At 70.5% G+C, this 19,003-nt stretch carries 16 protein-coding genes; 11 read left to right on the plus strand and 5 right to left on the minus strand.

Translation table 11 applies throughout. The annotated features are described in order from the left end of the window. The first annotated feature begins 1 nt into the window (after nucleotide 1). The 8 genes from aguA (at nucleotide 2) to LJB74_RS08475 (ending at nucleotide 10,267) form a co-directional block, all read left to right on the plus strand. On the plus strand, nucleotides 2-1,099 hold the full coding sequence (gene aguA / locus LJB74_RS08430; RefSeq protein ID WP_259308107.1) for an agmatine deiminase: 1,098 nt from the start codon (nucleotides 2-4) through the stop codon (nucleotides 1,097-1,099). Nucleotides 1,100-1,320: 221 nt separating this feature from the next. After that, the gene (gene ptcA, locus LJB74_RS08435) at nucleotides 1,321-2,331 is read left to right on the plus strand and encodes a putrescine carbamoyltransferase (protein WP_259308108.1); all 1,011 of its coding nucleotides are present in this window, start codon (nucleotides 1,321-1,323) and stop codon (nucleotides 2,329-2,331) included. Between the two features lie 9 nt (nucleotides 2,332-2,340). Next, nucleotides 2,341-3,339 carry a carbamate kinase gene (gene arcC / locus LJB74_RS08440; RefSeq protein WP_259308109.1) on the plus strand — a complete coding sequence of 333 codons (999 nt, stop codon included), beginning with the start codon at nucleotides 2,341-2,343 and terminating at the stop codon, nucleotides 3,337-3,339. 144 nt (nucleotides 3,340-3,483) lie between these two features. Next, nucleotides 3,484-4,485, plus strand: a complete 1,002-nt coding sequence (locus LJB74_RS08445) for a hypothetical protein (protein WP_259308110.1) — start codon at nucleotides 3,484-3,486, stop codon at nucleotides 4,483-4,485. Between the two features lie 187 nt (nucleotides 4,486-4,672). After that, nucleotides 4,673-7,837, plus strand: coding sequence for an NAD(P)-binding protein (locus LJB74_RS20625; RefSeq protein ID WP_310650833.1), 3,165 nt, complete (start codon nucleotides 4,673-4,675; stop codon nucleotides 7,835-7,837). Between the two features lie 27 nt (nucleotides 7,838-7,864). Beyond that, the gene (locus tag LJB74_RS08465) at nucleotides 7,865-8,905 is read left to right on the plus strand and encodes an ABC transporter substrate-binding protein (protein ID WP_259308111.1); all 1,041 of its coding nucleotides are present in this window, start codon (nucleotides 7,865-7,867) and stop codon (nucleotides 8,903-8,905) included. Further along, nucleotides 8,880-9,680, plus strand: a complete 801-nt coding sequence (locus tag LJB74_RS08470) for an ABC transporter permease (protein WP_259308112.1) — start codon at nucleotides 8,880-8,882, stop codon at nucleotides 9,678-9,680. Before LJB74_RS08465 ends, LJB74_RS08470 begins: the two co-directional genes overlap by 26 nt. Continuing rightward, nucleotides 9,677-10,267, plus strand: a complete 591-nt coding sequence (locus LJB74_RS08475) for an ATP-binding cassette domain-containing protein (protein ID WP_259308113.1) — start codon at nucleotides 9,677-9,679, stop codon at nucleotides 10,265-10,267. The genes LJB74_RS08470 and LJB74_RS08475 overlap by 4 nt, the downstream gene beginning before the upstream one ends. Before the next feature lie 110 nt (nucleotides 10,268-10,377). Here LJB74_RS08475 and LJB74_RS08480 read toward each other — a convergent pair whose 3' ends face one another. Further along, nucleotides 10,378-11,358, minus strand: coding sequence for a sensor domain-containing diguanylate cyclase (locus LJB74_RS08480; RefSeq protein ID WP_259308114.1), 981 nt, complete (start codon nucleotides 11,356-11,358; stop codon nucleotides 10,378-10,380). A 195-nt stretch (nucleotides 11,359-11,553) separates the two neighbouring features. Between LJB74_RS08480 and LJB74_RS08485 the strand changes: the two genes are divergently transcribed. After that, a complete protein-coding gene (locus tag LJB74_RS08485) occupies nucleotides 11,554-12,540 on the plus strand; it encodes a threonine/serine dehydratase (RefSeq protein WP_259308115.1) in 987 nt (328 codons plus the stop codon). Further along, nucleotides 12,537-13,001, plus strand: coding sequence for an MmcQ/YjbR family DNA-binding protein (locus tag LJB74_RS08490; RefSeq protein ID WP_259308116.1), 465 nt, complete (start codon nucleotides 12,537-12,539; stop codon nucleotides 12,999-13,001). The genes LJB74_RS08485 and LJB74_RS08490 overlap by 4 nt, the downstream gene beginning before the upstream one ends. Before the next feature lie 73 nt (nucleotides 13,002-13,074). On the opposite strand, the gene LJB74_RS08495 is transcribed toward LJB74_RS08490, so the two are convergent. From LJB74_RS08495 to LJB74_RS08505, 3 genes are all read right to left on the minus strand, one after another. Continuing rightward, the gene (locus LJB74_RS08495; RefSeq protein WP_259308117.1) at nucleotides 13,075-14,301 is read right to left on the minus strand and encodes an ABC transporter permease; all 1,227 of its coding nucleotides are present in this window, start codon (nucleotides 14,299-14,301) and stop codon (nucleotides 13,075-13,077) included. Between the two features lie 3 nt (nucleotides 14,302-14,304). After that, nucleotides 14,305-15,183 (minus strand): ABC transporter ATP-binding protein, encoded by an 879-nt coding sequence (locus LJB74_RS08500; RefSeq protein WP_259310319.1) that lies wholly within the window; start codon nucleotides 15,181-15,183, stop codon nucleotides 14,305-14,307. A gap of 163 nt (nucleotides 15,184-15,346) precedes the next feature. Next, complete coding sequence (locus LJB74_RS08505; protein ID WP_310650834.1) at nucleotides 15,347-16,306, minus strand: MFS transporter; 960 nt, start codon at nucleotides 16,304-16,306, stop codon at nucleotides 15,347-15,349. Between the two features lie 640 nt (nucleotides 16,307-16,946). Here LJB74_RS08505 and LJB74_RS08510 point away from each other — a divergent pair. Beyond that, a complete protein-coding gene (locus LJB74_RS08510; protein ID WP_259308118.1) occupies nucleotides 16,947-17,390 on the plus strand; it encodes a hypothetical protein in 444 nt (147 codons plus the stop codon). Nucleotides 17,391-17,437: 47 nt separating this feature from the next. Here LJB74_RS08510 and LJB74_RS08515 read toward each other — a convergent pair whose 3' ends face one another. Beyond that, entirely contained in the window at nucleotides 17,438-18,988 is a 1,551-nt protein-coding gene (locus LJB74_RS08515) for a chitinase (RefSeq protein WP_259308119.1), read from the minus strand. Nucleotides 18,989-19,003 lie beyond the last annotated feature (15 nt).

Consider the following 19,003-nt stretch of genomic DNA (forward strand, 5'->3'; position numbering starts at 1 on the left):
CATGTCTCGCACCCTCGACTCCACCCCCGCGGCCGACGGCTACCGGATGCCGGCCGAGTGGGCCCACCACACCGGCTGCTGGCTGGTCTGGCCCGAGCGGCCCGACAACTGGCGGCTCGGTGCCAAGCCCGCGCAGGCCGTGTTCGCCCAGGTCGCGGAGGCCATCGCCGAGACCGAGGCGGTGACGGTCGCCGTCTCCGCCCGGCAGTACGACAACGCGCGCAGCTCGCTCTCCGACCGTGTCCGCGTCGTCGAGATGTCCAACGACGACGCCTGGATGCGGGACATCGGCCCGACCTTCGTCGTCAACGACGCGGGCGACGTCCGCGGGGTCGACTGGGACTTCAACGCCTGGGGCGGCCTCGTCGACGGGCTCTACTTCCCGTGGGCGGCCGACGACGCGGTCGCACGGAAGGTCCTCGAGATCGAGGGGATCGACCGGTACAAGGCGCCCTTCGTGCTCGAGGGCGGGTCGATCGACGTCGACGGCGAAGGAACGCTCCTCGTCACCGAGGAGTGCCTCCTCTCGCCCGGCCGCAACCCCGACCTGTCCCGCGAGGACCTCGACGCCCTGCTGCGCGACCACCTCGGGGTCGAGGTCGTCATCTGGCTCCCGTACGGGGTCTACCTCGACGAGACCAACGGGCACGTCGACAACTTCTGCCGGTTCGTCGAGCCCGGCAAGGTCATGCTCACGTGGACCGACGACCCGACGGACCCGCAGTACGAGCGGTCCGCGGCCGCACGCAAGGTCCTCGAGAGCACCCCCGACGCCCGCGGTCGCACGATCGAGGTCGTCACGATCCACCAGCCCGGCCCGATCACCATCACCGAGGAGGAGTCCCGCGGCGTCGACTCGATCGAGGGCACCCTGCCCCGGGTCGCGGGTGACCGCCTCGCCGGCTCGTACGTGAACTCGTACATCGGCAACGACGTCGTCGTGCTCCCGGTCTTCGACGACCCGCACGACGACGCCGCCGTCGCCGCCTACACCGAGCTCTTCGCCCCGCGGCGCATCGTCACGGTGCCCGGTCGGGAGATCCTCCTCGGCGGCGGCAACGTGCACTGCATCACGCAGCAGCAGCCCTCGGGCCGCTAGCCGCCCGGGATCCGGCCGCCGGGGACTCCCCGGTCGCCGTCGGCCGGATCCCGCCGCCCGCACCCTGCGGGCCGTCACCCGGCACCCGCGTGCCGCATCCGTCGCACCGCCCTGCGGTTCGGGTCCTCGCCCGGTCGAGCACCCGGCCCAGCCTCGCCCTGCGCACATCCGCCTCGCCCTGCCCTCATCCGCTAGCCCACACCCACGTCAAGGAGACAGCCATGTCCGTGCGCCACTTCATCGACACCCAGGACCTCACCAAGAGCGAGATCCTCGACATCGTCCACCTCGGGCTCACGCTCAAGAAGTGCGTCGAGGTCGGCTACTTCCCGCCGCTGCTGCACGGTCGGACCCTCGGCATGATCTTCGAGCAGTCGTCGACGCGCACCCGGGTCTCGTTCGAGACCGCGATGTCGCAGCTCGGCGGTCACGCGCAGTACCTGGCCCCGGGCCAGATCCAGCTCGGCGGCCACGAGTCGATCGAGGACACCGCCCGGGTGCTGTCCCGGCTCGTCGACGTCGTCATGGCACGCGTGGCGCGCCACCAGACCGTCGTCGACCTCGCGCGGCACGCGACGATCCCCGTCCTCAACGGCATGTCCGACTACAACCACCCGACGCAGGAGATCGGCGATCTGATCACGATGGTCGAGCACCTCCCGGCGGGCAAGCGCCTCGAGGACTGCAAGGTCGTGTTCGTCGGTGACGCCACCCAGGTGTGCGCCTCCCTGATGATGATCACCACGAAGATGGGCATGGAGTTCGTGCAGTTCGGGCCCGAGGCGTTCCAGCTGCGCGAGGAGCTGCAGGACCTCGGTCGGCAGAACTGCGCCGTCTCCGGCGGCAGCGTCTTCGTCACCGACGACGCCCACAAGGCCCTCGAGGGCGCCGACTTCGTCTACACCGACGTCTGGTACGGCGACTACGAGGCCGAGCTCGGCGAGCAGGAGCGGCTGGCCGCCTTCATGCCGACCTACCAGGTGAACCGTGAGCTCATGGCCCTGGCCTCACCCGGAGCGAAGTTCATGCACTGCCTCCCGGCGACCCGCGGCGAGGAGGTCACCGACGAGGTCCTCGACTCGGAGGCGTCGATCGCGTTCGACGAGGCCGGCAACCGGCTCACGGCGCAGCGCGCCCTGCTCGTGTACTTCCTGCGGCCCGAGATCACCAACCCGGTCAAGGTCGACGTCGCGAAGGCGGAGCTCGACACGCTCCTCGCCGGGATCCTCTGAGGCGCCGGGATGTCACGCATCGTCATCGCGCTGGGCGGCAACGCGCTCGGCACCACGCCCGACGAGCAGCGCGCACGGATCGCCACCGCCGCACCCTCACTCGTCGGCCTGATCGCCCAGGGTCACGAGATCATCGTGTCGCACGGCAACGGCCCGCAGGTCGGCGCGATCGGTCTGGCGTTCGACATCGCGTCGCGGCACACCGACCGGGTGGCCCGCATGGACCTGCCGGAGTGCACCGCGATGAGCCAGGGCTACATCGGGTACCACCTGCAGCAGGGGCTCGCGGCCGAGCTGCGACGGGTCGGCATGCCATGGCACGTCGCGTCCGTCGTGACGCAGGTCGAGGTCGCGGCCGACGACCCGGCGTTCCGGCACCCGTCGAAGCCGATCGGGGGGTTCCACGGCGAGGCCGAGGCGCGGGTCATGATGCAGGCGCAGCCCGGCCTCGTCATGGTCGAGGACTCCGGACGGGGGTGGCGACGGGTCGTCCCCTCGCCACGCCCGGTGAGCATCGTCGAGCGGGACTCGATCCTCAACCTGCTGGACCACGAGTTCATCGTCGTCGCATGCGGCGGCGGCGGTGTGCCGGTCGTGCGGGACGCGGACGGTGACCTGCACGGGGTGGCCGCGGTGATCGACAAGGACTTCGCCTCGGCGAGGCTCGCCGAGGCCGTCGGTGCCGACCACCTGTTCATCCTCACCGCGGTCGACCGGGTGGCGATCGGGTTCGGCACACCCGAGCAGCGCGACCTGACCCGCCTCGACCTCGCCACCGCGCAGCGCTACGTGGACGAGGGTCACTTCGCGGCGGGGTCGATGCTGCCCAAGGTCCAGGCCGCGATGCAGTTCGCCGCGAGCGGTGCCGGACGCACGGCCGTGATCTGCTCGCTCGAGAACGCCCCGCTCGCGATGCGCGGCGAGAGCGGGACCGTGATCCACAGCGGCCCCGCAGACCAGACGGCGGACCGCTGGGAACGCTCAACCGTCGCCGCCGGCGCCGCCTGACCCACCCCCCAACCCGTCGAGTGGAGCGTTCTGCCACGACACGCCCGCGTGTCGGTGGCAGAACGCTCCACTCGACGGCGCGGTGCCGGTGTCACCCTCGAGGGAGCAGTGCCGGTGTCACCCTCACCGGCGTAGCGTGATCCCATGAGCGGCTGGACCGCCGCACCCGGCACGGATCCCGTCCCGTGGCTGCTCGCGGGCGACGACCCGTCGGTGCGCTACCTCACCCTGACGGACCTCGTCGGGATGCCGGCGGACGCCCCGGAGGTCCTCGCGGCGCGGCACGCGATCATGACCGAGGGCACCGTGCCCCGGATCCTCGCGGCGCAGCTCGACGACGGCCACTGGGAGGGCCGCGACCGCTTCTACACGGCCAAGTACCGCGGCACCGTCTGGCAGCTGGTCATCCTCGCATCCCTGCGTGCCGACGGTTCGGACCCGCGCGTGCGGGCCGGGTGCGAGGCGGTGCTGCGCGACGCGCAGGACCTCGAGTCGGGCGGGTTCTCGGTCCACCGCGCCACGCGGTCCGGCGGCGGACGGCACAGCTCGGTCATCCCGTGCCTGACCGGGAACATGGTGTGGAGCCTGATCCGGCTGGGGATGCTCGACGACCCCCGCGTGCAGCGCGCCGTCGACTGGATCGCGACGTACCAGCGGTTCGACGACGGTGACGGTGACGCCCCGACCGGCTGGCCGTACGACCTGTCCGAGCCCTGCTGGGGGCGCCACACGTGCCACATGGGGGTGGTCAAGGCGCTCAAGGCGCTGGCCGAGATCCCGCCGGACCGTCGCTCGCCCGAGGTCGAGCGCACGCTCGCCGACGGCGCCGAGTTCATGCTGCGGCACCACGTCCACAAGCGCAGCCACGACCTCGCGACGACCTCCCGGCCGGGGTGGCTCCGGCTCGGGTTCCCCCTGATGTACCAGACCGACGTCCTCGAGGTCCTCGGGATCCTGACGTCCTTGGGGTACCACGACGAGCGCATGCAGGAGGCGCTCGACGTCGTCGCCGGCAAGGCCGACGTCAACGGTCGCTGGACGCTCGAGAGCACCTTCAACGACCGCTTCGTCGTGCCGATCGAGACCAAGGGTGAGCCGAGCCGCTGGCTCACGCTCCAGGCACTGCAGGTGCTCTCCGCCGCCTGAGAACGAGGCCCTTCCCGGGTAAAATCCGCGTCTCGTCTAGGTCGGAAGTCCAAGGCTCCGGCCATGTCCGTGCCAATACCGTTGCTATCAGCCAGCGTCGGCACAAGCCTCCTGGCTGCCCCAGGGGCCGGTAGGACACGTGTTCGTTCGTCGCTGCGCTTGAGACCACATCGACGGAGGTCCGAACGTGCGCGAGCTCTCGGAGAACGAACGGCTCACCATCACGGTGAACAACCGCGAGATCCAGGTTTTTGGTGGCCTGACGATTCTCGACGCCCTGCTGAAGGAAGGCATCGACGTCCCGTCGCTGTGCCACGACATCCGCCTGACCCGCTCCAACGGGAGCTGCGGGCTGTGCGTCGTCGAGGTCGGCACCGACGCGCCGCGCGACGTGAAGGCCTGCCTGACACCCGTGCACGAGGGCATGGTCATCCAGACCCACACGCCGCGCCTCGAGGCCTACCGCAAGGTGCGGCTCCAGCAGCTGCTGTGCGACCACAACGCTGACTGCGTCGCCCCGTGCGTGCAGACCTGCCCGGCGAACATCGACATCCAGACCTACCTGAGCCACGTCGCCGACGGCAACTACGAGGCTGCCGTCCGCGTGATCAAGGATCGCAACCCGTTCCCGTCGGTGTGTGGTCGCGTGTGCCCCCACCCGTGCGAGTCCGAGTGCCGGCGCAGCCTGGCCGACGAGCCCGTCGCGATCAACTACGTGAAGCGGTTCGCCGCCGACTGGGACATGGCCCGCGACGAGCCGTGGATCCCCCGGGTCACCGAGCCGACCGGCAAGCGCCTCGCGATCGTCGGCGCCGGGCCCTCGGGGCTGTCGGCCGCCTACTACGCCGCGATCGCCGGCCACGACGTCACCGTCTTCGAGCGCCGGAGCTGGCCGGGCGGCATGATGCGCTACGGCATCCCGGAGTACCGCCTCCCGAAGGCGACGCTCGACAAGGAGATCGGGCTCATCGAGTCCCTCGGCGTCAAGATCATCACCCGCAAGGCGCTCGGCACGCACATCAACCTCGAGGACCTCAAGCGGGACTTCGACGCGGTGTACCTGGCGATCGGCTCGTGGCGCGCGTCGCCGCTCCGCATCGACGGTGAGGACTCCGAGGGTGTGTGGCTCGGCATCCAGTACCTCGAGCAGGTCTACAAGGAGATCGAGATCCCGCTCGGCGAGACGGTCCTGGTGATCGGTGGTGGGAACACCGCGATCGACTGCGCCCGCACGGCTCTGCGCAAGGGCGCCAAGCACGTCAAGCTGGTCTACCGGCGTACCCGCGACGAGATGCCGGCCCAGGCCATCGAGGTGCAGGAGGCCCTGCGCGAGGGCATCGAGATGGTGTTCCTCACGTCTCCCGAGCGGATCACGTCCGAGGGCGGCCGCAAGCAGCTGCACTGCCTCCAGATGGAGCTCGGCGAACCGGACCGGTCAGGACGCCGCCGCCCGCTGCCGATCGACGGCAGCGACTTCGTCATCGAGTGCGACACGATCATCGGGGCCATCGGGCAGAGCACCGACACCGGCTTCCTCTACAACGACCTGCCGGTGCGCCTCAACAAGTGGGGCGACATCGACATCGACGGCAACACGATGCAGTCGTCGGAGACCAAGATCTTCGCCGGTGGTGACTGCGTGACCGGCCCCGCGACCGTGATCCAGGCCGTGGCCGCCGGACGCCGCGCGGCCGCCGCGATCGACGAGTTCGTCATGCGCGGCTACGTGCGCCCGAGCCAGGAGGACTACAGCTGCAGCCGCGGGTCGCTGGAAGACCTGCCGCGCGACGAGTTCGAGAGCATCCCCAAGCTCGGACGCGCCTCGCTCGGCGAGCTCGAACCCGAGGAGCGTGTCCACAACTTCCTCGAGGTCGAGTCCGGGCTGACCGAGGCCGAGGCGCGGGCCGAGGCGGCACGCTGCCTCAAGTGCGGGTGCGCCAAGCAGAACGACTGCTCGCTGCGCGAGGAGGCGACGGCCCACGGCGTCGAGTTCGCGACCCCGCTGCACGTCCGGCCGTTCTCGCCGATCGTGCGGGACCACCCGTTCATCGTCCGGGACAACAACAAGTGCATCTCGTGCGGGCGGTGCGTCGCGGCGTGCGCCGAGGTCGAAGGGCCGGGCGTCCTCGCGTTCCAGTTCCACGAGGGTCGCCTCACGGTCGGCACCCACAACGGTGAGCCGCTGGACATGACCGACTGCGTCTCGTGCGGGCAGTGCGTGCGGGCGTGCCCGTGCGGTGCGCTCGACTACGTGCGCGAGCGCGGCGACGTGTTCACCGCGATCAACGACCCGTCGAAGGTCGTGGTCGGGTTCGTCGCACCCGCGGTACGCAGCGTGATCGCCGACGAGTACGACATCCCGTTCGAGGAGGCCTCCGCGTTCATCGCAGGCCTCATGCGCGGAGTGGGCTTCGACAAGGTCTTCGACTTCAGCTTCGCCGCGGACCTCACGATCATGGAGGAGACCACGGAGTTCCTCGGGCGCGTGACGAGCGGCGGGGTCCTGCCGCACTTCACGTCGTGCTGCCCGGGCTGGGTGAACCTCGTCGAACGCCGCTACCCGGAGATGATCCCGCACCTGTCGAGCTGCAAGTCGCCGCAGCAGATGATGGGCGCCACCGTGAAGAACCACTTCGCGCAGCAGGCCGGTGTCAGCCTCGACAACCTGTACGTGGTGTCGATCGTGCCGTGCCTCGCCAAGAAGTACGAGGCGGCCCGCCCGGAGTTCGCTCCCGACGGCATCCGCGACGTCGACTCCGTCCTGACGACCACCGAGTTCCTCGAGATGATCAAGATGCTCCGCCTCGAGCCGCAGGACGTCACGCCGGGAGCGTTCGACGCACCGTACTCACGGGTCAGCGGCGCGGGCGTGCTCTTCGGGGCGTCGGGCGGCGTGGCCGAGGCATCCCTGCGGATGGCGGTCGAGAAGCTCACGGGCGAGCCTCTCGTCGACCAGCTCGACTTCCACGACGTCCGCGGGTTCGACGGGTTCAAGGAGGCGACGGTCACGGCCGGCGACGCGACCGTCCGGGTCGCGGTGGTGTCGGGCCTCAACAACATCGAGCCCCTGGTCAAGCGCATCGTGGCCGGCGAGGACGTCGGCTACGACCTCGTCGAGGTCATGGCCTGCCCCGGTGGCTGCATCAACGGCGCCGGTCACCCGGTGCCCGACAAGGTCGGTGAGATGGCGGCGCGGCAGAAGGTGCTCGTCAACATCGACCGCACGTCCCGGTTCCGCAAGTCCCAGGAGAACCCCGACGTCCTGCGGCTGTACGACGAGTTCTACGGCGAACCCAACTCGGAGACCGCCCACCACCTGCTCCACACGAGCTACGCCCCGTTCCGGGACTAGCCCTCTCCGACGAAAGGTCTGCCTCTCATGAAGCGACTCACCAGCGCGCTCACCGGCGTGATGCTGATGGCCGCCCTGCTCTCCGGCTGCAGCACCACCGCAGCATCGACCCCACCGGCCTCGGCGACCCCGACGACCGCTGCGGTCGAGACGCCCGCCGCCCGGACCACCATCCGGATCGCGTCTCTCAAGGGCCCGACCACGATGGGCCTGGTCAAGCTGATGAGCGATGCCAAGGCCGGCCTCGGCAAGCAGGACTACCAGGTGACGATGTACGGCACGCCCGACGAGATCGTGCCGCTCATCGCCAAGGGCCAGGTCGACGTCGCCCTGCTTCCTGCCAACCTCGCGTCCGTGCTCTACAACAAGACCAAGGACGCGAGCGGGTCGAAGCTCGAGGTGGCCGCGATCAACACTCTCGGGATGCTCGAGGTCGTCGAGGCCGGCAACGCCGTGCACAGCATCGCCGACCTCAAGGGGAAGACGATCTACAGCACCGGCAAGGGCGCCTCGCCGGAGTACGTCCTCGACTACCTCCTCGAGAAGAACGGCATCGACCCGGCGAAGGACGTCGACGTCCAGTTCACGAGCGAGGCCACCGAGCTCGCCGCGACCCTCGCGACCAAGCCGAACGCGATCGGGGTGCTCCCCCAGCCGTACGTGACGGTCCTGAAGTCGAAGAACCCCGCGATCAGGACGGCGCTGAGCCTCACCGAGGAGTGGACCAAGGTGACGCCGGACTCCGAGATGGTCACGGGTGTCGTCGCCGTGCGCACCACGTTCGCGACAGAGAACCGGGCGGCGTTCAACGACTTCCTCACCGACTACAAGGCCTCGACCACGTACACGAACGCGGAACCGGCGAAGGCCGCTCCCCTGATCGCTGAGGCCGGCATCGTCCCCTCGGCGGCCATCGCCGAGGCCGCGATCCCGGCGTGCCACATCACGGACATCGAGGGGTCGCAGCTCAAGAGCACCCTCAACGGCTACCTCACGGTGCTCCATGCAGCCGATCCTGCATCGGTCGGTGGGAGCATGCCGGGTGACGACTTCTACTACAGCCGCTGACGCGGTCACCCGAGACCGGTGGCGGGCGGTCGCCCGCCCGCTGCTGGTCATGGGGTTCTGGCTGGGCGTGTGGCAGCTCGCCACGGTCGCCGTCCACCAGGACCTCCTGCTCGTCTCGCCCGGGGCGGTGCTCGTCCGTCTGACGCAGCTCGTCGTGACGGCCGGGTTCTGGGGCACCGTCTGGTACTCGTTCGCCCGGATCGTGGCCGGGTTCCTGCTGGCCGCCGTGGCCGGCGTCCTCGGTGCGGCCGTCGCGTCGGCCTCCCGGGTCGTCGACGCGCTCGCGACCCCGCTCATCGCGGCGATCCGCAGCACCCCGGTGGTCAGCTTCATCATCCTGGTGCTCATGTGGGCGGACAGCAGCCGCCTGGCGATCATCATCAGCTTCACGATGGTCGTGCCGGTCGTCTACACGAACGTGCTCGACGGCATCCGGCACCGGGACCGCGCACTGCTCGAGGTCTCGACGGTGTTCCGCGTCCCGTTGCTGCGGCGGCTGGCCGCGATCGACATCCCGGCGGTGCTGCCGTTCTTCATCGCCGCATGCAAGATCGGCGTCGGGCTCGCGTGGAAGAGCGGCATCGCCGCCGAGGTCATCGGCCTGCCACGGGGCAGCATCGGCGAGCGGCTCTACCAGGCGAAGATCTTCCTCAGCACCGCCGACCTGTTCGCGTGGACGGTCGTCATCATCGCGCTCAGCTTCGCGTTCGAACGGCTCGTCCTCGTGGTGCTCGCGCGCACCCAGCTCCGGCTCGCTCACGGGCGTGCGACATGATCGCGCTGCACGGCGTCACCAAACGGTTCGGCGAGCAGGTCGTGCTCGATGCTGTCGACCTCGAGCTCACCGACGGTGGCATGACGGCCCTCATGGGATCCAACGGTTCCGGCAAGACCACCCTCGGACGGCTCCTCCTCGGCCTCGAGACCGCCGACGAGGGGGCGATCACCGAGCTGGACGGTCGCCGCCGCGCGGCGGTGTTCCAGGAGGACCGGCTCTGCGAGCAGCTCACCGCGGTCGGGAACGTGCGGCTCGTCCTGGACCGCGGCACTCCGGTGGCCGCCGTGGTCGACGAGCTCCGCCACGTCGGGCTCGACGACGAGTCGCTGGCGAAGCCGGTCCGTGAGCTCTCCGGCGGGCAGCGACGACGGGTGGCCATCGTCCGGGCCCTGATGCCCGAGGCGGACCTCGTCGTCCTCGACGAGCCGTTCACCAGCCTCGACACCGACGCGAAGGTGGTCGTGACGGCCTACGTCCGGGACCGCTGCCGCGGGCGGACGACGCTGCTGATCACCCACGACCGCGCGGACGCCGACGGGTTCGGCGCCCGGGTGGTCGAGCTCGGGCGGGCGGCCACGGCCTGAGGCACCGTCGCGCGGCGGCACCCCGCCATCGCGTCACCGGCACCTGATCTCCACCACGACGCCCGACTCGAGCCCGATCGGCCGACCGGGCTCACCGGACCACGCAGACCTCAGACGGGGAAGGGGACCTCGACCGTCGAGGGCGCGACCGGGTTCGGGGCCAGGGCAGAGGCTGGGTGCAGGGCAGAGGCTGGGTGCAGGGCAGGGGCCGGTTGAGTGCTCCCGCGGCGGCGCTTCTCCGCGTACATGGCGGCGTCGGCGGCAGCGACGACCTCCGCCGCGCCCTGGCCGCGCCCGGCCACCACCGAGCCGACGCTCGCGCCGCACGCGAGGGTCACCTCGGGGAGCTCGATGGGCTCCGTCAGGATCGCGCGCAGACGCGCGACGGCCCTGTCGGCCTGGTCCGGTCGGCACTCCTGGACCACGACGAACTCGTCGCCGCCGACCCTCGCGATGACGTCGGCGCCACGTACCGTCCGGTGAAGTCGCCGGCCGACCTCGACGAGGACCGCGTCCCCGACCGCATGCCCGTACCTGTCGTTGATGGGCTTGAAGTCGTCGAGGTCGAGGTAGGACACCACCAGGCACGTCGCCGACCGACGGGCCCGGGCGAGCGCAGCGGCGAGCAGCTCGTCCAGCAGGCGTCGGTTGGCCAGGCCGGTCAGGTCGTCGCGCAGGGCGAGCTCGCGGTAGCGCTCCTCGCTCGCCACCAGGCGACGCTCGGCCGCGCAGCGTTCGGTCACGTCGCGACCGACGGCAAGCACGTGGGGGCCGTTCGGCCCCGGGAGGTACTGGTCGGTCCACTCGATCCAGCGACCGCCGCGGGTCTCCGTCATGTTGGAGTGGAGCAGCGGTGTGTCGGGTCCGAGCCGGGACAGCACCCGGTCGAGCCCCTCTCGCTCGGCCGGGGTCAGCATGAGGTCGAGACGTTCTCCGAGGAAGTCCTCGACCGTGCCACCGTTGGCTTCGGCCCACGCGGTGTTGCAGTACTGAACCGTGAGGTCGTCGATGCGGTAGCGAACGATCCGCTCCGTGAGGAGGTCCAGGACCTCGGCGAGCGGAGCAGCGTCCGTGCCATCGGCAGCGGTCACGCGTCTCCCGTCATGAGGTCGGGCACGGCGCCGGCCCTCACCGGCGTCCTCCGAACCATCGACGGTGAATGGCGGCGAGAGCCGGGACCTAGGTCCTCGGTTGGGCCGCGCCCGCGACCCGCAGGTCGGTATCGTCACGGTCGGGCCGGTCGACCTCGGACGGCCTTGACCGCAGACGCACCCGAGAGCGAGCGCATGGACCAGGCCACCTCCCCCGCCGGGACCATCGGACCGGACGACGTCCGCGCCGCAGCGGCCCGGATCGCCGGACGGGTGCGACCCGTCGCCCTCGCCCACGTCAGCTCGGGCGGAGGCGGACCCACCCCCTTCGAGCACGCCGACGTGTCGTTCGCTCTCGAGATGCTCCAGCACACCGGCACGTTCAAGGCCCGCGGCGCAGCGAACCTCGCCGCGTACCACGTCGCGGCCGGCACGATGCCCGACGCCGGCGTCGTGATCGCGTCCGGGGGCAACGCCGGGGTCGCCTGCGCGTGGGCGGCGCAGGCCACCAGCACCCGTGCGACCGTGTTCCTCCCCGGTACCGCCCCCGCCTTCAAGGTGGCGAAGCTGACCGCCCTCGGTGCGGACGTGCGACTCGTGGGGACGGAGTACGCGCACGCCCTCGAGGCGTCGATCGAGCATGCGACCAGCACCGGGGCGCTGCTGTCCCACGCGTACGACAACCCCTTGATCGCCGCCGGTGCCGGGACCCTCGCAGCCGAGATCCTCGCCGCGGACCCGCACGTCGAGACGATCATGGTCGCGGTCGGTGGCGGCGGGCTGTACGCGGGGACCGCCGCTGCGGTGGCCGGCACCGGTGTCTCGGTGGTCGCGGTGGAGCCGACCGGGTGCCGAGCGCTGCACGCGGCGATCGAGCACGGCGGCCCCGTCGACGTCCCGGTCGACTCGATCGCCGCCGACTCCCTCGGCGCGCGGCGGACGTCGCAGCTCGCCTACGACCTCGCGGTCACCTCGACCACGACCTCGGTCCTCGTGCCCGACGAGGCGATCGCGAGCGCGCGCCAGCACCTGTGGGACCACCATCGACTCGTGGTCGAGCTCGGCGGAGCCACCGCGCTGGCGGCGCTGCTCTCCGGCGCCTACGTCCCGCGAGCGGGCGAGCGGGTCGCCGTCGTGCTGTGCGGGGCGAACACCGACCCGTGCGACCTGGTCGGCCGATGACGCGATCGTCGTCGGAGGCCACGGCCCGCTGGTGCCGCGCGACGTGCCTCGGCCTGCCCGGGGCGACCGTCGACCAGCCGTTCGGCCCGGACAGCGAGGTGTTCCGGATCCACGGCAAGATGTTCGCCCTGCTGCTCCACCAGCTGCGCCTGAGCGAGCACATGCTCGTGAACCTCAAGGCCGAGCCGGACGAGGTGCCGCTGCTCATCGAGACTCACGCCGTCGTCCGACCCGGCTACCACATGAACAAGCGGCACTGGATCACCGTCGAGCTCAGCCCGGAGGCCGACCGGGCCCTCGTCGAGGAGCTGATCGAGGACTCCTACGACAACGTCGTGGCCGGGTTGCCCGCGCGGCTCCGCTCGTCGCTGCAGGCGCTCGGCGGCACGGCGTCCCGCTCCACGGTCGTCGAGGACGACCCCGACGATCGGCCGCGACACCGAGGCGCTGGCGCGTCCTGAGTCGGCACTGCACCTCGAGTCGGCACTGCGCCCCGAGTCGGCACTGCACCTCGAGTCGGCACTGCGCCCTGCCTCAGGCCGCGTCTGCCCGACGCAGCGCGGTCCGGACCGAGAGCTTCGACGAGTACGAGATCGACCCGTAGCGGAACAGCCGCACGGCGACCCGCAGCGCGAGGAACCCGATCCCGAACACCTCCACGAGCACGATGCAGGACTCGAGCAACGAGAGCGATCCGAGCCCGTTCCGGAGCATCGCGGTCACCGGCGCCGTGTACGGGAAGTACGTGAGCACCTGGACGATCGCCGCACCCGGGTCGCTCACGATCAGGCTCACCACGTAGAACGGGATGAAGATCATGATCATCATCGGGCCGAAGAACGCACCGGCCTCCTTGACGGTCGGGACGACCGCCCCGATCGCCACCAGGGTGCCGGTGAACAGGATGAACCCGCCGATCAGGAGCAGGAAGCCGACGATCATCGCCTGGGGGTCGAAGGTGAGGTGCGACAGGTCGAGGTTCGGAAGGTTGAGGTTCTGCCGGAAGAACACGTAGCCGACGATCACCGGCACCGCGAAGGTGGCCATCTGGACCAGACCGACGAGGAACAACGAGATGACCTTGCCGACGATCAGCGTCGTCGGGTTCATCGTCGTGAGGATCATCTCGGTGACCCGGTTCTCCTTCTCCTCGAGCGTGCTGTTCAGCATCTGGTTCCCGAGCAGGATGATGCTGACGTAGAAGATCAGCAGGAAGAGCATCGGCGGGATGACCCCGTTGAGGCCGCTCGAGAGCTGACCGCTCTTGTACATCTCCTCGGTCACGGACACGTTGCCCTGGGCGACCTTGGTGAGCGTGGGCGACCCGATCTTCTCCTGGGCGCCCGTGATGAGGATCTGCCGCGCGACGGCGCTGTACTTGCCGTTGTCGAACACGCCCGAGTCCACCCCGTAGACGTGCACGGGCTCGGTCGCCGGGTCCGCCGGGAACGCGAAGTAGGCCTGGACGGTGCCGGCCTTGACGTCGGCGATCGCCTGGGTGCCGTCCGACGCCTTCGTCCCGCCGAACCGGCTCGCGACGGCGTCGGTGACGAGACCGGACGCGTCGGTGTACGTGAACGAGAACTGCGCGTTCTTCTGCTCCTGGCTGGTCTTGTCGGTGGTCTGGTTGCTGAGCAGGACGACGGTGAACAGCAGGGCGACGGCGACCGGGACGGCCAGGGACGCGACCCAGAAGCGGCGCTTGGTCACGACCCGGAGGAACTCGAACGAGACGACGGTGCGGAGGTTGTGCTGGGACATGGTTCAGGCCTCCGCGATCTCGTGCTGGTCGCCGTACACCCGGATGAAGATCTCCTCGAGCGAGGTCCGCTCGGTCGTGAAGCTGCTGACGTCGACGCCTGCGGTGACCAGCTCGCGCAGGATCTCGGCGGCCTCGACCCCGGGGCGCGGTGCCAGGGATGCGGTGTCGCCGTCCGCGGAGACGACGTCGTACCGGGTGGAGTCCGGTGGCGTGCCGGTGCAGCGCAACCGGATGGTCGTCGCGCCGAACGCCTCCTGGACCTCCTGGACGGTCCCGTACGCCGCGGCGACGCCGTCCTTGAGCAGGATCACGCGGTCGCAGAGACGTTCGACCTCGTCCATCTGGTGGGTCACCATGATGACGGTCGACCCGGCGCGCTTCTGCTCCTCGATGATGTCCATCAGGAGACGCCTGTTGACCGGGTCGAACCCCTGCGTCGGCTCGTCGAGGATCAACAGCTCGGGGTCGTTCATGATCGTGACACCGAGCTGGATCTTCTGCTGCTGACCTCCGGAGAGCTTGTCCAACCGCGTGGTGGCCTTGTCGGACAGCCCGACGCGCGCCAGGTACTCGCGGGACCAGGACAACGCGCCGGAGCGGCTCAGACCCTTCAACCGCCCGAAGTACTCCATGACGTCGAGGACGGGCTCCTTCTTGTAGAGCCCGCGCTCCTCGGGGAGGTACCCGAGGCGCGCCCCGTCGCGCGGTTCGAAGGCCTTGCCGCCGATGTGCAGCTTGCCACCGGTCGGCTGGTAGATCCCCAGCAGGGCCCGGAGCGTCGTCGTCTTCCCCGAGCCGTTGCTACCGAGGAATCCGAAGGTCTCGCCCGCATGGACGTCGAAGGACAGGTCGCGCACGACCGTCTTGTCGCCGAAGTCCATCCGGAAGTTCGTGATGTGCACCAGCGGCTCGGCCACCAACGCCTCCGTTCGTGAGGTCCCCCCCGAGCGGTCACCTCCGCCGCACGAGCGCGTCCGAGCCTACTGCGCGTGTCCGCATCCTGGACGGAGCGCACGGTCGTGAGCCGTTCGGATCGCGGCCGGTTCAGATCGCGGCGGGCTCGACGTCGCTCGCACCCGCGGCCTCGCGCTCCTGGCGGATCGCCGGGAGGTAGAGCGCGGCACCGAGGATGCTGAAGGCACCGGCCACGACGATGCCCACCGCGGTGCTCGTGTGCTCGGCCAGCGGACCCAGCGCGAGCAGACCGACCGAGAACGCCGCCCCGCCGACCATCGAGTTCATCGAGAGCACCGTCGTCCGGTTGCGGGCCGCTGCCTGGCGGTGCAGCAGAGCGCTGTGCACCGGCCCCCCGGAGCCGTGCAACGTGTAGGTGAGCAGGAAGGCGGCGATCAGCCCGATGGGTCCGGTCGCCACCCCCATGCCCACGACGAACGCGCCGTTGAGCAGCCTGGCGAGCAGCGCCGTCCACGCCACCCCAATCCGCTTGCTCGCCAGGCCGGCGCCGGTGGAGCCGAGCGCGAACAGCCCCCACGCCACGGCGGAGATCGGGCCCATCAGGGCACCGGCGTGGGCCTCGCCGCCGGCGAGCTCCGAGAGCCGCACCGGCATGAAGATCTCGAACGCGATCATGGCGACCGACCAGAACACCTCGACCAGCACGAGGCTCCGCAGCACGACGGACGCTGCGAGGCTCCGCAGCCCGTCGAGCACGACCCGCGGCGCCTCGCGCGCCGAGACGAGCGCCCGGCCGAGGCCCGTGGAGTCCAGATGAGACCTGTCCTCCCGCATGAGCACGGCGATCATCACGACGTTGACGCCGTAGAAGCCGAGGGCCGTCCAGTACGGGAGCTCGAGTGCCGTCATCGCGTGGATCGGGTGCCAGGCGATCAACCCGCCCGAGATCAGCGCACCGATGGCGATCGACACCCCGAGCACCGTCCCGGCGCTCGCCAGGTTGAGCTCGACGTTCACGTCCGGGTCGTCCGCCTGCGCGGTGTCGACGTACCAGGCCTCCAGCGGTCCCGAGTCGAGCGCGCGGAACACCCCCCATGATGACCAGCGCGACGACGAACGCGGCGAACGTGTGGGCCGTGACGAACACGAGTCCTGCCACGAGCGCCAGGACCGCGGCCGTGATCAGCACCGGGCGGCGCCCGAGGGCGTCGGCGAAGCCGCCGGTCGGCAGCTCGAGGCCGAGCACGACGAATCCCTGCACGGCGAAGATCACGCCCACCTGAGCCAGGCTCATCCCCCGCTCGACCGCCAGGAGGGTGGACACGGCGACGGTCAGGCCGACGGGGAACCACCGCGTGAAGGTCAGGAGCAGCAGGATGCGACGCGCTCTCGCCGCCGAGGTCCGCTCAGTCACAGATGGGAATCCCTTCGGAAGGCGCTGGAGGACCGTCGGCGACACGATGCCGGGCCCCGCCTGACCGACGTCGATGTGGTGCCGCGGTGCGGTCCAGGTCCCCCTGTACACCCGTGGCCTGCTCGTCTGTGGTGATCGGGACAGTCTGCCGCAGCGTGCGGACATGCCGCCACCCCACCGGCGGACCTGCGGACGGGCGCCGGCTTCCACCCGGGAACGACGGTCCTACGGTCGACGGGACCTGCGACCGCTGGCCGATGCCCCGCACCACTCCTAGCGTGGAGGTGGACGCGACCTCACGCGAGGAGGGACCCGATGACCACCATCACGACCGTCCGCCGCCCCGGTCCGGTGGCTCGCCGGTTCGGCTATGTCGTCGCCATCGCCGTCAACGCCGCGATCCTGTATGCGGCGAACGTCTGGCCGGGGTGGGACGCGGTGCCGTTCCTCACCTCCGCGACCGACCAGGTGCTCGGCCTCGTCAACGCGTCGATCGTGGTGTCGATCGTCGCGAACGTCGTGTACCTCATGAGCGACCCACGCTGGCTGAAGGCGCTCGGTGACGTCGCGACCACCGCCGTCGGGCTCGCCGCGCTCGTGCAGATCCGAGCGGTCTTCCCGTTCGCCTTCACCCACGGGCGGGTCGACTGGGACCTCGTCACGAACGTCGTGCTCGTGGTGGCGATCGTCGGCAGCGCGATCGGGATCGTCGCGGCCCTCGTCACGTTCGTCCGGAGCGTCGCCGCACCCGCGCGGTGAGAGGCCCGGCCGGCCCCGGAGCGACCGAGCCTCCCCCGGCAGACATCTCAGCCTCCTGGGATGACCAGGACCCAGGGTGACCCGCCGGCGACGGACTTCCCGGGCTGCTGGCCCTGGGTCCACCACTTGGCCTCGTACGGCACGAGACCGACCTGCACACGGGTCCCGGCCACGTACGCCTCGGCGGCGTTCCACTGCGGGTAGCTCCCTGCGGGCAGCGTGGGCAGTGGCGCCGGCGTGTCACCCGGGAGCACCGGGCCGACGAGCGTCCACGGCGAGTCGGTTGCCGTCGCGACCGGGGTGTCCGGCGCGATCCCGCTGGTCCAGTAGCGCGCCTCGTAGACGTTGTGGTGCCAGACGATCTTGGTGCCACCCGGGTAGGTGCCGAGCGGGTCCCAGATCGGGAACGGGCTGTGTGCCGGGTCGTCGGCCACCTCTGTCGCCGCCGTCGGCGACTGCGCCGGGGTCGACGGCGCGGGTGATGCGGTCGCGCTCGCGGCGAACGGAAGGTCCGTAGCGAGCACGTCGGCGAAGTGGCGCGACCCCTGGTCGACGCCGCTGCAGGACGTCTGCACGACCGTGAGGATCTTCGGCAGCGGGCTCCCGCACGTCGCGTCACGGTTGAGGGACCACATCGCGACCTGGCCGACACCGTGGCTCCGCGCGAACGCGTTGACGACCGCCGCGTCCGCGAGCGTGAACACCTCGCCGGCCACGTCGTTCTGGCCGATCATCGGGGTGATGCCGACCTTTGCCCAGAGGTGGGCGTCGTCGAGGTTCGCGCCTTCCCGGGCGTACGCCGCCCCCACCTGGGTCCGCAGCGCGGTCGACGCGGCGAGCACGACGTCCGAGAGCGGCGCGGAGGGCGACACCCCGGTACCGAAGTCCATGGTCATGCCGTTGACCCCGGCCAGGTCGACGCCCGCCGCGAGCATCTGGTCGACGACCGCGACACCGTTGGCGGTGAGGCCCGTCGGTGACACCGGGAGGGTCAGCCACACGGCGAGGTGCCGGCCGACCGCCCGGGCGTGGTCCTGCACGGCCTTGACGGCCACCGCGCGTCGCTCGCCCGCCGCGACGTCCGCGAGGGACGCGCCTTCGAGGTCGAGGTCGATGCTCGTGAGGGTGTAGCGGTCGACCACGGACTGGTAGGCGTTCCGCAGCGCGACCGGGTCGGTGCACGCCGCGGCGAGTTCGGTGCCGCGCTGCCCGCCGAACGACACGCGCACCACCCCACCGGTGCTCCGCAGCTGGGAGATGCGGCGGTCGAGCTCGAGATCGGACGCCGCTGTGTCGAGCGTGTACGCACCTCCCCACAGCGGCGTGCAGCCGCTGGTCGGATCGGCGACGACGAACGACAGGATCACGTTCGACTGTGCCGGGCCCGTCGGCGTCCCGAACGAGAAGGTGGGTGTCGCGGTCACGTCGACGTAGGCCGCGAACGTCGACGGCCCGGGCTTCACGGGCTGCGACAGCGCCGCGGCGAACGACCGGAGTCCCGTCCAGCCGACGGCGACTGCGCACACCAGCACGATCGCGACCCGCAGGAGGGACACGCGCGTGCGGGCAGCGCCCGGCGGAGTGGTGGACATGGTCATCGGGAACCCCCGGTG

It is taken from the genome of Cellulomonas sp. P24, assembly GCF_024704385.1.
Lineage (GTDB): Bacteria > Actinomycetota > Actinomycetes > Actinomycetales > Cellulomonadaceae > JAJDFX01.

Coding starts and splice junctions, on each gene's coding strand:
- ptcA (WP_259308108.1), top strand. CDS start 1,321: ATGTCCGTGCGCCACTTCATCGACACCCAGGACCTCACCAAGAGCGAG.
- LJB74_RS08490 (WP_259308116.1), top strand. CDS start 12,537: ATGACGCGATCGTCGTCGGAGGCCACGGCCCGCTGGTGCCGCGCGACG.
- aguA (WP_259308107.1), top strand. CDS start 2: ATGTCTCGCACCCTCGACTCCACCCCCGCGGCCGACGGCTACCGGATG.
- LJB74_RS08495 (WP_259308117.1), bottom strand. CDS start 14,301: ATGTCCCAGCACAACCTCCGCACCGTCGTCTCGTTCGAGTTCCTCCGG.
- LJB74_RS08515 (WP_259308119.1), bottom strand. CDS start 18,988: ATGACCATGTCCACCACTCCGCCGGGCGCTGCCCGCACGCGCGTGTCC.
- arcC (WP_259308109.1), top strand. CDS start 2,341: ATGTCACGCATCGTCATCGCGCTGGGCGGCAACGCGCTCGGCACCACG.
- LJB74_RS08445 (WP_259308110.1), top strand. CDS start 3,484: ATGAGCGGCTGGACCGCCGCACCCGGCACGGATCCCGTCCCGTGGCTG.
- LJB74_RS08475 (WP_259308113.1), top strand. CDS start 9,677: ATGATCGCGCTGCACGGCGTCACCAAACGGTTCGGCGAGCAGGTCGTG.
- LJB74_RS08510 (WP_259308118.1), top strand. CDS start 16,947: ATGACCACCATCACGACCGTCCGCCGCCCCGGTCCGGTGGCTCGCCGG.
- LJB74_RS08485 (WP_259308115.1), top strand. CDS start 11,554: ATGGACCAGGCCACCTCCCCCGCCGGGACCATCGGACCGGACGACGTC.
- LJB74_RS08465 (WP_259308111.1), top strand. CDS start 7,865: ATGAAGCGACTCACCAGCGCGCTCACCGGCGTGATGCTGATGGCCGCC.
- LJB74_RS08500 (WP_259310319.1), bottom strand. CDS start 15,183: ATGGACTTCGGCGACAAGACGGTCGTGCGCGACCTGTCCTTCGACGTC.